This window comes from Nonomuraea purpurea (genome assembly GCF_042650645.1).
Taxonomy (GTDB): domain Bacteria; phylum Actinomycetota; class Actinomycetes; order Streptosporangiales; family Streptosporangiaceae; genus Nonomuraea; species Nonomuraea purpurea.
Map to the genome: position 1 here is coordinate 43,217 of NZ_JBHSBI010000036.1, position 14,107 is coordinate 57,323.

General features: G+C 70.7%; 1 protein-coding gene. It reads right to left on the reverse strand.

Translation table 11 applies throughout. From position 1 onward, the window contains the following. Position 1: 1 nt before the first annotated feature. On the reverse strand, positions 2-14,062 hold the full coding sequence (locus ACFOY2_RS45890) for an SNF2-related protein (protein WP_379534457.1): 14,061 nt from the start codon (positions 14,060-14,062) through the stop codon (positions 2-4). Positions 14,063-14,107 lie beyond the last annotated feature (45 nt).

The following is a 14,107-nucleotide window of genomic DNA, read 5'->3' on the forward strand; positions in this document are numbered from 1 at the left end:
CTTACCGGTTGAAGTCTCGTGCGCCGCGGCCCGCCTTGGCGGCCCGCTGGTCCCGTTCCCTGTCAAGCATCTGCGCCTTGAACTCGGTGAAGTTCATCCACCCATTCGCGTCGAACCAGCGGCGCAACTCCTCGGACGCGTACTTGCGGGCGCGGTCTCGGCGGCCGGAGAACAAACTCTTCTCGTCCACCCCCGCCGCCACGCCCTGCGGGTTGAGCAGGTAGCCCTTCGTATCGGCCACCGCCTGAAGGTACTGGCTGTGCAGCCACAGGTCGTAGTGCCGCCTGGCCATCTGATCGCGGGTCTCCCCGGCCATCCGGTCGCCGGCGCGCACGTCACGCTCCACCTGCTCGTACGACAGGCCGTGAACCTGCGCCCACGCCTCCAGCTCCGGCATGCCCTCGGCCATGAGCTGGTCAACGCGGGCCGACCGCTCCGCGAACGCCCGATCCTCCTCGTCCTGCACCCGCCGCTCGGCCTCCCACGCCTCCATGGCGGCGCTGATGCGGGCCACGCTGTAGTCGTCGTCCACCTGGGCGAGAAGCGACACCAGATCGCCGAGGTCCATCCGGTCGAGCTGGACGCCCGCAAGCGGGTCGTTCTTGGCCTCGACCCGATCGAGCGCGGCCATCACCTGGGCGACCTCGTCCGGGTTGCCCCACACCTGGCTGAGGAGAGCCCGCAGCTCGGCCTCCGACAGCTCCGACAGGTTCACGCCAGCGAGCGGCGACCGGCGCGGCCCATCCTGGCCGGTGCCGAGCAGCGCGAGCGCACCGAACGTGAACGCCCGATAGTCGTCGTCCTGGTCCAGGTGCGCGGAGCCGCCCATCAGCGACTCCATGCCGACCGTGAACAGCTCGAAGAAGCCGGTACTGTACTCGCGGCCCGAGTACGGCAGGTCGAACCCGCCGTCGTGGGCGTACAGCGTGTCCGCGCCGTTGTTCGTCTGGATCGTCGGCGTTCGCTCACGCTCCCCGACAGGGCCGGTAGACGTGCGAGCCCACAGGAACGCACGCTCGGCCTCCAACAGGCCCGGCACGATCTTCTCCATGTGGTGGCCGAGCTCGTGCACCGACGCCCGGGTGGCGCTGTTGTTGCCGACCATCTGGGACGCGGAAGGCTCCTCCGTCTCCCACCGGCCGTCACGCGGCACGTCGTTCGGCGTCGCCTCCCACGGCAGCGCGATCTCCGGCCTGGACCGGTCGTCGCCCTCCAGGTAGTAGCCGCGGCCGCTGTCCACCCGGATCGGGCCCGCCTCGCGTGCCCTGGCCAGCCAGTCGGACGGGTAGGAAGCCTCAGCGATCCGCATCGCCTTCACGAGCCGGTCATTTTCGGACAGCTCGCCGACCGTGTACCGGCCCCGGTATTCGAGCCCTTCCCCGCCGAGGTCCCGCACGGTGGCCAGCGCCTCCATGGCGGCGGCACGGCGGGCCTCACGGCGGGCACGCAGGTTGCCGAGCACGTCGTCGGCGGCGGCCCGGTAGGCGTTGAGCGCCGCGTCGCGCTCCTTCAGGTCGTCGGCGTATGCCGCCTCCCAAGCCTCCTTGGCCTGCCGCTTCACCTCCCACGAAGCGTCCGCGTTGAGCGCCCGCATGGACGAGTAGCCGAACTTCTTGGCCGTCTTCGTCCTGGTCCGCTTCTTCGCCGCGAGCAGGTTCCGGTCGGCGGCGAACGCCTCGCCGAGCAGTTCCTTCGCCCGGTGCTCGACGCCGGTGAAGTCCCGCACGATCCCTTCGGGGTCGGCAGCCGCGTACCGCTGCCGGTAGATCTCGTCCAGGTCGGCGCCGGCCGCGCGCAGCACGGCGAGGTGCCGCATCGCGTGTTCGCCCGGCCCGCCATCGGCGGCGACGTCGTCGGCCCACGTGGTGACCGTGTCGGCGGCAGGCGTCTGCCCGGCCTCCAGGTCGGCGAGGCTCGTCGACCGGAAGACCGGCCGCTGCACCTGCTTGCGGCCCAGGTTGGTCAGATCCTCCGGCAGCGCGGCCCGGTAGGCGGCCATCCGCGCGGGAAGGTCGGCCTCCTTCACCGTGGGCAACTCCGGCGCGGGCGCATCCGTCGCACTGCGCAGGTCCGCCTTGGCCAGGGCCTCGCCCGCCCGCGCCAGCGAGTCGGACGGCGGCATGTCCCGGTACTGGATCATGACGCGGCGCAGCGCCTGATCCCACGACTCGCCCGGCATCGGGTCGATCTCACCGATCGCCGTGACCATGTTCACGGCGGCCCGGTCCCGCACTTCGGCCATGACAGGCTCCAGGCGGCGGGTGAGCTCGTCGAACTGCTCGTCGGTAGGCGGGGCGAGCGCGTCGGCGACCTGCTCGGCCAGGCCCTCGGGCTGGCTCTGCCACACCTGCTCAAGGCGGGTGAGCGCCTGCGCATACACCTCGTCGTCGCCGCGCTCGCGGGCGGGCACGAGCGGCCGCGTGTCGAGGTCGCCGAGCAGCCGCGCGGAAACCTCCCGGTACAGGCCAGTCTCCGCGTCCGCGAGAACCCGGGTGATGGTGCGCTCCCGGTTCCGTTTGCCCTGCGCGTCCATCTCGGCGCGGATGCGATCCTCGGCCCCGGCGCCGCCCTTCGCGAGGCGGACGATCTCGCTGCCGTCGCCGTCGATCAGCGGAGACCAATCGATCTCGCCGTCGTAGCCGCGCAGCACCGCCCGGCGGGCCGTCTGCAGCCCGTCATCGTCCACGATCGCGAGGAAGTCGATGATGGTGCCGGCCACCTCTTCGCCCATCACGGTGCGGATGGCGACGCGGTCACCGATAGCGAGCTGGTCGGCGGTGACGATGCCGTCGCCGCTGCTGTTGTCGATCGCCGCGTCCCACGGCTGCGGCCTGGACAGCTCCCCACGCCAGGTGCGCACCACGGAGGGCCCGCCCCGCGAGGAGAGAGTGACGCGCTCCTGCTGGATCGGCCGGTCGTTGTCGTCCAGGGTGGCGAGATCCACCTGCCACTCTTCGGTGTCGGCGAACGGCCGCGACGTCTTGCGGATCGCCATCACCCGCCCGATGGGGGAGTTCCCGACCTTGTGGCGGATGGCGTCTCCGACCTCCAGCCGGTCGGGGTGGATGTGCTCCTCCGGGTCGAACTCGTCATCCGGGGTGGGCGGCACGTCCACGTCGCCGGGCAGGTCCGGCATCAGGTAGACGTCCACCCCGGCGGCGAGGATGCGTTGCTCGCGGCGGCCGTCGCCGTGCTCCACCGTGGCGGTCACGAACGGCATGCGCGGCGTCGGCTTCACGTCGACCACACGCACCGGCTGGATGTCGCCGCCCGCGCTGTCCGGGATGGCGATGATGTCGCCGACGGTCAGGTTCTCCGGGTAGGCCTTCTCCGGAGCGTCGCGGTGGGACTCGTGCGGCGGCGCCGGGTATCCGGCGAGCCGGGCGTAGGAGGCGTCCACCCAGGAGGCGGCCCGCTCCAGAGACCGCCGCTGAACGGCGGGCCGGTCCTGGGCGGCCAGCGTGCGCAGGTATTGGCCGAGGGCCCGCATCTGCTCGGCGCTGACCGGCTGCGAGGCCCGCAGCCGCGTGGCCGCCGTACGCGCTATCTCGGGCGCGTTCTCGTCGTCCTCGATCGCCAGGCCGAGCACCCGCTTACGAATGTCCGACCGGAGCCGGACCCGCGTGGCGGGGGTGCCGTCATCGAGCGCGGTGATCGTGGAGCGCGGCTTGCGCTCGCGCGGCGGCCTAGGCTTGCGCGGCCGCTTCATGCGCAGCCCGCGCCCGCGCGTCACCGTCTCGCCGGCGTCCGCGTCCACGAGGCTGGGCCCGTTGGGGCCGAGCACCTCGAACGTGATCCGGTCGCCGTCCCTGTCGATCGTGGTGACCTTGGAGGCGGTGCCGTCGTCGTCGATCAGCCACTCGCCCACCACGACGTCGGCGGCGGCCGCCTCGCCGATCTCCGGGGGCTTGCGGCCGCCGGACCGTTTGGTGACCTCCGTACCCTCCTTGCGGGCCCGGATCGTGCGCCGGTCCTGGCTGTCCCGCTCGGTCGTGAAGGTGATGTCGCCCGCGCGGGTGACCTCCTCCACGACGACGGTTTCGTCACCGGCCGGCGTGTCCACCCGATCGCCCGGCTGCAGGTCCTCGGCGGGCGCGGGCTCGGGTACGCCGTCATCGGCGACCCGGTCGGCGTCGGCCTTGGCCTGCTCCCATTCGGCCGCCCGGCGGCGCGCGTCACCCTCACGCCCGCCCGCCATGCGAAGCCGGTCGTTCAGGGTGGAGCGGAGCGTCTTGAGCTGCGCCTGACGCGCCCAATGCGTCGCGGTCTCCTCGGCCGACGCGAGCGCGGCGTCGGCGCGCAGCCATGCGTCCTCGATCTCCCGCCGGGACGCGCCGCTGCCGGGGGCGGCGGCAGCCTCGAACGCGTCGACGGCGTCGGCCAGGCTGGTGCCGCCCTCCTCCTCCAGCATCTGGCGGCGCCGCTCGGCCTGCTCGCGACGGTTCTGCTCGCGGGCCTGCTCGCGGCTGTCGCGCAGCCTGGCGGCCTCAACCGCCGAGGTGGCCGCCTCGTCCGTCCCGAGACGATCAACGGCGTCTGTGAGCCGCACAAGGCCGGGATCGGCCACGTACCGGGGAGGCTGACCACCTTCGGTCTCGACCACGTCGCGGAGTCGTACGGCGCTGCCGGGCCGGTAGTTGTCGGGGACGGTGCCCTCCCACACCCGGCCATCGGACTGGGCGAGCCTGGTGCCGCCGCCACGGGTGCGGACGCGGCGCACGCCGTCGCTGGTGCGGACGATTCGGATGCGGTCGCCCGGCATCAGGGCCTCGGGGTCCACCGCCTCCGTCTCCCGCACGACGTCGGCCGCCGGCTCGTCCAGCGGGGCGGGCTCATCCACGTCTGCGAGCGCGCTGTCCGGCTCGTCCACCGGGACCGGGGGCAGTTGCCCGGCCGTCTCCTCTCGGGGGGCAGGCTCGCTGACCGCACCATCCGCCCCCTGCTGCCGGTCCCGGATAATGCCGCGGATACGCTCCCAGTTGCGGGCACGCGGGTCCGCCTGCTCGGCCTCATCAATGAGCGACAGCGCGCCCTCGTGGTCGCCCTCAGCCGATCGGGCCTGCGCCTCTTGGGACAAGGCAATCGCCCGGTCACGGTCGCGTGCCTCACGCTCGGTACGCTCCCGCCGCAACTGCTCACGCGCCCCGGCGGACAGTTCGCGCACGTCCGGGTTGGCGGCGAGGTAGTCGTCCACCCACCGCTCCACGGCAGGGTCGGAGTCGCCGTCGAACCGGGCGCGGCCGGTCTGCTTGGCGAACAGTTCAGCGATGTACCGGCTCGGCGACCCCGTCCAGGCGTAGGCGGCAGCCTCCTCGCGGATCAGCGACTCCAGAGCGCGACCGTCAGCCTCACTCAGCCCTTCGGGCAACCCCTGACCGCCCTCGGGCGCGTCAGCCGGGACCGAGCCGGACTCTCCCGGATCATTTGAACTTCCCGCGCGGGAAGTTCCATCCGGCTCGGGCGCGTCCGCCTGGTCGACGTCACCGCCCGGCGCCGCGTCGGCGTCGGGCACGGCGGGGACGGCGAACCCGTCGTCGTCGGTGTGGACTGTGGGCGTGGGGTCCTCGAACTTCACGTCTTCCGGCGTCGGCGTCGGCTCGTCGGCGGCCGCAGGATTGGGCGGCTGCAGGAGGTCCAACCGGCCCTTGAGCACCGTCAGCTCAGTCTGGGCCTCCTTGTAGGCGTCGCTCTCCGGGTCCTTGATCTCGTCCAGGTTCGACTGAAGCTGAAGGACCTCGTTCAGCAGCCGGACCCGCTCCCGGTAGTAGGAGAGCTGATCAGCCTTGCTGAACGGCTTGCCGATGTCCGCCCGCCGCTTCCCGATCTGCTCCTGCAGGGTGGCGATCCGCTTCCCGGCCGCCTCGATCGACGGCTCCAGCCCGGACAGGCGGTTCTCCAAGGCGCGCAGGATGCCGTTCCCGGAACCGTCCGTGAGCTGTTCCGGCCGGTAGCTACTGGCGCCGCCGGCGAAATCGAACCCGACCTCAACCACCCGGAACAAGCGGTCACCGACGTAGCGGCGGTCCTTCCACGCGTACACGGGGTGGCCGCCAAGCTCGCCGATCTGAACCTTGTGGCCCTCAGCGGTGACGCCGTCACGGACCTCACGCACCGCCGCAAGCAGCGGCTCGTAGACGTCGGCCCGCTTGCTGGTCTCCAGGTCGCCGAGCCTCATGGTGAAGTCGTCGCCGCGGGTCTCTGTCCGCTGGGCGATGGCTTCGCGCCACTCGGCGATGTCGGAGGTGAGGTCTTTGATGGTGCCCTCGGCCTGCTTGATCTGCTGGACGAGAGTGCCCTGGGTGCGCTGGTGGGCGCGCTCCAGCCGGTCCAGCCGCTCCCGCTCGGTGTTGGCCTTGGCGTGGTCGAGCAGGTACGGGTTACCGGTCGCGAGGGCCTTGACCTCGGCGAACGACAGCGCCGAGTCGCCGATGTCCTCGATCTCGCGGATGTCGAGGGTGCCGCGCTTCATCTGCGCGATGAACTTCTGCTTCCTCTCGACCGTTTGCCAGGAATAGCCGTCAAACGTTCCTTCCGTCACGTATCGGATGATTCGGACGTCCTGGTCGTGCAGGTCCTTGTTCAGGTTTCCCTGCCGCTCCACGCGGCCCTCGCGCTGCGCGAGGTCGGCCGGCCGCCACGGGCAATCCATGTGGTGCAGCGCGACCGCGCGGGCCTGGACGTTGGTGCCCGTGCCCATCTTCTCCGTCGAGCCGAGCAGGACCGCGATCTTGCCGGTGCGGGCCTCCTCGAACAGCTTCGCTTTCTGGGCGTCGGTGTTGGCCTCGTGGATGTAGCGGATTTTCTCGGCCGGGATGCCGCGAGCGACAAGCTGCGCCTTCATCTCGTCGTAGGCGGCCCACGTCGAGGTGTCCCCGTCACCGACCGGGGCGTCCAGCGCCTCCTGGTCGCCGTCCTTCTTCGCCCACGTGTCGGGGTCAGGCACCTGGTTGAGGAAGCTGCTCGGGCCGACCTCGATCATGTCCGGGGTGCCGCCGGGGCTCTCCAGATGGATCAGGAGCTGGTCATCCTCGCCCGCTTCGATCCGGGTGATCTGGTGCGGCACTTTCCGGTCGTCCATCAGCCAGTCGCCCACCTTGGCGGTGTTGGCGCGAACGCTGGTCGACTTCGGCAGCAGAGACTTGGGCTTCTTCTTGGGCTTGGGGGTGCCCTGGTCCATGAACACGATCTGGAGCGCGCCCGTGGTCGGGTGCATCTCGTCGGAGCCCTTGGCGACCGGGTACTGCCAGTCCTTGGAGTGCTCGAAAATCTCGGCGATCTTGTCGGCGGCGACCTCAATCTTCCCGCCCGCCTGGTCCGTGGTCGGGTCGATGAGCCGCATGTCCAGCGCGGCCCGCTTGCCGTCGCCGGAGATCTTGAGCATGTTGTCTTCGTCCGGCTCGACCGCACCTCTGCGGACCTTTTCGGCGCGTTCGCCGAGCTCCTTGATGTAGTCGAGCTGCTCCATCGACGCCGGGACGACGACCGTCTCCCCGCGGTTGCCGTTGGCGTCGCGCCGCACCTTCGGGGTGGGCAGGCCGAGGTCTTCGGCGGTCTTGACGTCGGCGAACACCCGATAGATGCGCAGCAGCTCGGGCACGTTGCGGAACTTCGCGAACCGGGCCTTGGAGCGGAAGCCGTTCCCGTCCGGGTTCAGCTCCACATCCACGATCACGTCACCGAACGTCGCCGCCCACGTGTCGAAGTCGTCGATGCCGGCCTCGCGGAGGAGGTCGGGGCGCAGGTAGCGCATCATCACGTACGCCTCGGTCACCGAGTTGGCGATGTCGGTGCCCGTAGCGAAGGTGACCACGCGGCCGCTTCTGGAGTTCTCGCGCAGGTGGTGCAGCTTCATGTGCAAGTCGCTCGCGCGGCCCGACCCGTCGATCGAGGCGCCCTCGATCCTGCTCGCGGTGCGCAGGTTCTTGTACATGTGGGCTTCGTCAACGAACACGTAGTCGATGCCCGTGTGCTCGAAGTAGACGTTGCCCTCGTCCTTCTTGGAGTCGAGCTTCGCCTTCAGCTTCTCCTCGGCCTGGACGAGCTGCCGCTCAAGGCGCTTGAGCAGGCGGGAGTCCTCGCCGAACTCCCTCGCCTTGGCGATCGACGCGCGCAGCTTGTTCAGCTCGCTGTCCCGGTAGTCGCGCTGCTTGTCCGGGTGCATGTCGATCTTCTCGAACGCCTTCTGCGTGAGGATGACGCAGTCGAGGTCGTTCGTCGCGGCGCGGGCGACGAATTCGCGCCGCTTCTCCCCGGTCAGGTCCGCCGACCCGGCGGCCAGGATGTTCGCGTTCGGGTACAGCTCCAGGAACTCGCGGGTGAACTGCTCCAGCATGTGGTTTGGCACCACGATGGTCGGCTTGCTGGCCATGCCGGTCCGGCGTAGCTCCATCGCGCCCATGACCATCTCGGCCGTCTTGCCGGCGCCGACCTCGTGGGCGAGCAGGGTGGCGGGCTCGTTGATGATGCGGGCGACGGCCGCCTTCTGGTGGGTGGCGACCTTGCCCTGCCAGTCGGCGGCGATGCCGGGCAGCGCCGGTTCGGCCCCGTCGTAGGAGCGCAGAACGATGCTGTTGAACTGGTCGTTGTAGACGCGCGCCAGCCGGTCGGCCCGCTCGGGGTTCTCCCAAACCCACTCGGAGAACCGCTCGGCCATCTCCTGGGCCTTCTGCTGGACCTCGATGGTCCCGGCCGGGTCGGGCACGGTGACGCCGTCGCCGATGCTCTTGCGGACCTTGATCGTGGTCTGCTTGAGCAGCGCTTCGGCGATGCCGAGGGCGGTCCAGTTGTCGCGGTTGGTGCCGTAGACGTGCCGGGCCTCGTAGCCCTGCTTGTCGCCTAGGACCTCCCACAGGGAGCCGCTGGCGTGGTTGACCCGCACCGAGGAGTCGCCGAGGATTTCGCGCAGGAACTCCTGCACCACGTCGGCCGAGATCCAGGCGGCGCCCATCTTGGCGTCGATCTCGCCGGGCGTCAGGTCGCGGGGGAGAACCCGTTCCAGCGCGGCGACGTTCAGCATGAACCGCGGGTGGTTCTCGGCGGCCCGCTGGGCGGCTATGAGCTTGTGCCGCACGTTCCCGGACAGGTACTCCGCGGCCGGGACCAGTTTGTCAGGCTCGCCGGTGTCGAGCACCAGGCCGTCCTTGACCACGAAGCTGGGCGCGTCGTACACGCGGTCGCCCAGCCGCTCCCGCGCGGTCTCCTCATCCACCCGCAGCAGGCGGGCAATCTCGTCCAGGCGGAGCTCGCCGAACTGATCGAGCACCACCGCGAGCGCTTCGCCGGGGTCGTCGGTGGAGGTGAGCGGCTTCTTGGCGCCGATCACCCGCCGCTCCAGCATGTCGGCCTTGCGCGCCGTGTCGCTGTCGGCGTCGTAGTGGTCCAGGCCCTTGAAGACGATCGCGCTGGCCGGGTCGGACTTGAGCCACCCCACGGCGGTCGGCGTCATGTCCTTCGCGCCCGGCTTGCGGCCCTCGGCGACGGCCTTGGCTCGGGCCTCTTCGGAGGTGAAGCGGCGGTTGGCCTTCTTGGACGGCGACCCGTACTTGGCGGTGTAGGCGTCGTAGCGGCGGTTCAGCTCGGCGCGCAGCTCGGCCAGGCGCGGACTGTCGGTGTCGCTGCGGGACTCCTCGGCGAGGAGTTCGCGGGCGACGTCCCGCAGTCCGACCAGGCCGGTGAGCTGCTCCACCTGGGAGGGGTGCACGGCCGCGGGCTGAGCCTGCCCGTCGCGGACCTGGGTGAAGGTGCCGTCCGGGGTGAGGGTGAGCGCGCCGTCGTGTCGTTCGTCGCGGGCGGCCAGCCGTATCGGCGCGGCAGCCTGCGCCCTCTGCTCGAACGTCTTCCCGTCCTGCTGGGCGTCGGCCACGACCCGGGCCAGCGCCTCCCGCAGCGCGGGCGCGGCGTCGCGCTCGCCCTTCACGATCAGGTCGTGATCGGAGAACTGGCCGCGCCCGGTCGTCTGCTCGCCGAGGATGTTCTCTGGGTGCTGCTGGAAGTAGGTGTTGACCGGGTGGGGGTGGCCGTTGACATCCATCTTGGGCGCGTCGATCCAGGACGTGTCGGCCGGCTCCTCACCCTCGTCCCGTTTGCGGAAGATGAGCAGGTCGGTGACGACGTCCGTACCGGCGGCCTTGCGGTGCGCGCCGGATGGGAGCCGGACAGCGCCGACCAGGTCGCCCATGGCGGCCATCTCGCGGCGGGCCGCGCTGTTCTCCGAGTCCATCGTGTAGCGGGAGGTGACGACCGCTACCAGACCGCCGGGCCGGGTCAGCGCGAGGGACTTGAGGATGAAGTGGTTGTGGATCGAGTGCTTCTCGCCCGGGTTGTGCTTCTTGTCGACGAGCCAGTAGTCGCCGAACGGCACGTTGCCGATGGCCAGGTCGAAGGTGTTGTCTGGGGCGCGCGTGTCGGCGAACGACTCGTTGCGCACCGTGGCGTTCGGGTAGAGGTGCTGGGAGATCGCCGCGGTGGTCGAGTCGAGCTCGATGCCGGTCATGTGCGCCCGCTCGGGCGCCATGCCGATGAACGTGCCGACACCGCTGCCGGGTTCGAGGACGTTGCCGCCGTTGAACCCGAGCTGCTGGACGGCGTCCCACACCTCGCCGACGAGGGAGGCGTCGGTGTAGTGCGCGTTCAGCGTATTGCGGGAGGCCTCTCTCCACTCCTCGTCGGAGAGCATCGCCCGCAGCTCGTCACGCTCGGGGGCGAAGGACTCCCACCGCTTGACGGCCCGCTCGTACTTCTCGCGGTTGACCGACCCGTCCGGGTTGCGGAACTCCTTGGCTCGCTCGGACGGCCGGGTGTCGAGCACGACCGGCAGAGACCCCCACCCGGACCAGCGGGCCAGGATGCGCTTCTCGTCCTCGGTCGCGGGCCGGTCCTCGGCCTGGAGCTGTCGCAGCAGGCGGACGGCGGCGATGTTCGCTCTGGCCTTGGCCTTCTCACCGGAGGGGGCAAGGTCGTCCTGCGACGCCGGCCGGAACCCGCCGGCGTCGGCGTCGGCTACCGGGGCGGAAGCTCGGCGTCCTCCAGACCCGGTTCGGCGGGCAGGAAGATCTCTTCCTTCATCACTATCTCCCGCGCCCCGCGCTGCGCGGTCGCCAGCCTGCCCAGCCTCTCCTCGAACGTCTCCCCGTCCGGCGCCGGCCCGGCCATCTCCTCGGCCAGTTCGTCGATCCTGTCCTCCACCTGATGCGCCAGAGCCGCGAAGTGCTCGTCCGGGTCCTCCAACTCGCTCAGCGCTGTCGGCAGGTACGTCTCCCAGTGCCTGCGCGCGATCGCCGCGTAGTCCATCGTCGTCTCCCTCGTCCGGCGCGGGCCCGGTCTTGGGGGCGCCCATTGTAGAACTTACGGTAACACGATCATCACGATTCGTGTCAACTTGTGCCGGTTCGTCCTGCCTGCGCTCTCCCTCAGCTCGCCGGCGGCTCTCCTCGTCGGTCACCATCGTCAGGATTTGCTGACCGAAGCCGGCCCCCATCGGCGAGTTCCGCGCCCGCCACGCCAGCTCATCCAACTCGGCTTCGCTGAGCGTGGTCATGTCGAGCGTGCGCGGGTCAGGCAGGTCGTTGTGGGACATCGCCCACTCGTGCCGAGCGACCCCAACCGCACGGTTCGTCTTCGTGATCTCGTTCTGCGCGATGTCCCGCCTCGGCATGTGGCGGGGCAGCCCCTGGTAGGCGGCGTTCAACTCCCGCTGGTAGTCGGAAGCGGCCTGCTCGACGGCGCGGTAGTCGTTTCCGCCGAGGGTCTCGATCAGGCGTCCGCGCGCTGTCGCGAGGCGCTGCTCGACGTCGCGGGGCAGCAGTCCCGGCCGGACGGACAGGTTACGCTCCAGCCGCCGCGTGTCGTCCGGCCCTGCCTCGGCCGTGCCATCATCCTTGGGCAGGGGCTCCCAGCCGCGCAGCACGGTCAGGCGGGCGTTCCACGAACGGGCCTCAGTCCCGCGCCTCCCGTCCCGCATGATGTAGGAGATGCGGCCCCGCGCCCGCGGGCCCGTCCCCACCTTCTCCGGAACGCCGAGGATGATGACCTCTCGGCCGCCGCGCCCGCCCGGGTTCGGCAGGAACACGCGGTCGCCCCGGTCCAAGTCCTTCAGTAACGGCGTGACCTCATCCGTGTCCGGCTGGCCACGCAGCTCCGTACGCGCCCACCCCGCCAGGTCCTCGTCACTGCCCTTGCGCCGCCAATGCGACTGGATCACCTGCCGGTTGCGGTCCATTCGCGCCCGGGTGGCGTCGTTCATGTCCGGCCACGCCTCGACGGCTTCACTGTGCAGCCGCAGCGCGCGGCCGTAGTCGCCGGCCTCGAATGCCTGCTTGGCCTGCCGGGACAGCTCCTTGGCGCGCTCCTCACCCCCGGCGTCCGCCACAGCGGTGTCCGGGGTCGTCTCGGCCTGCTCCTCGGGCTCGTCGGCGCGCTCCCGCTCCCGCCCGGCGTCTTCCTGGGCGGCACGGTCGCGGTCGCGTCGCTCGGGCTCGGCCTGGGCGCGCTCACGCCGCTCCGGCTCAGCCTGGGCGGGCCTGGCCGCTGGGCTCGGCTCGTCCTCTCGGTCCCGATCGCGCTCGTGCGCGGTGAACATGTCCTCGGTGCCCTGCGCCTCGCGGCCCACATCCGCGAACAGACCACCCTGCGGTGCAGTCCGAACCGGCGCGGCACTACCACCACGGCGCTGCTGCGGGGCGTCGGCCTTGCCTGTCTTGTGAACGGCGTGGTCCTCATCCAGTGGCCAATCAAGCCCGTCACCGTCCAGTCGGCCGCCGCCGCCCGCCCCCTGCCACTGGGCACCGTCCCGCCGCAGATGCACGGTGGAACCGCCGAACATGTCGGTCTCCACGCCCTCGACCACGCCGCGCACGGTCACCGACGCGCCCGGTCTGGGCGGGTTCTTCGCTCCCGGCCCTGCGAAGCGCTCGACGTTCGCCGCCGTGACGGGGATGTCGAACGTGACCCGATCCCCGGTCTCGAGGTCGCCCGGCACCACGGTGCGCGGCGTGGCCGGTGTCCTGGCGGGCTTCGGCTGCTCGGCCTGGCCGCCCGGCTGCCCTTCCCGGATCTCCCGGTGGGCGCGGTCTCTGGCAGCGCGGGTGAACGCGTCGCGGAATCGGGTGTCGTTGGCGAAGTACGCCTGACCGAGCCCGCCGGTCAGGTCGATCTCGTCGGCGATGCGGTCTTGCAGGACCTCGCCGAACAAAAGCCCGAAGTTGCCGACGTCGGTGTTGGCGGTCGCGGCCTGCCGGACCCGCTGATCGCCGGTGGTGCTGTCGTAGGCTCGTTGAAGGTCCTCACTGGCGGCGTTGATGCCGAACTGCTCGTTGAGCTCGGCCGCCCACTCGTCCCATCCGGCGTCGGGGGAGAGGCCCTGCCAGTCGGCTTCCCGGTCGTCCTGGTCGAGCGCGTCGGCGAGCAGGGAGCGCGCCAGGTCGGCCGCCTCCGGCTTACCGTCGTGGATGGCCTGCGTCAGCTCGGCCATCTTGTCGGCAGGTAGGACGCGGGCGACCGCGTTCCGGTCGCTGATCCCAACATCGACGGGCTTCGCGGTCTCGTCCGCCTCGGCGAGCCGGACTGTCCAGCCACCGTTCTGGCCGGGCCGCACCCACCGCACCGTGCCGACGTGCTGGCGTACGTCATCGCCCGGGTCGGTCTCACCGGTCGGGTCGCTGGCACGGCCGTACACGATGACGGCCTGGCCGCTCTTGAGATTCCGGACCGGGGTACGGCCGTCCGGGGTGTCCGGAGTGAAGTCGGCCGCGTCCGCACTGGCCTGCTCGACCTTCATGGACGCCGGGTTGGCACTGGCCTTGCTGGTCGGCTTGCTACCGTCCGGCCGCTTCTGCACCGTCAGGTAGTTGCGGTGAATCCGCTGGACGCTGCCGTCCTGCATGCGAACTTCAAGCCGACCGCCGCCCACGTTCTTGACGACGGTGCCTCGGCCACCGCCCCACACCGACACGAGAGCGTTGGTCTCGATGAACCGGCCCTTGCGGTCGCGCGGGTGCAGGTCGTCATCGAACTTGGCGCCGAACCCGCGGCGTGCCTTGACATCCCAAGCGTCGTAGTCGGACAAACCAGCCCCCATGCCCCCGGCGTGTGCGTGCGAGGGTGCAGGGTG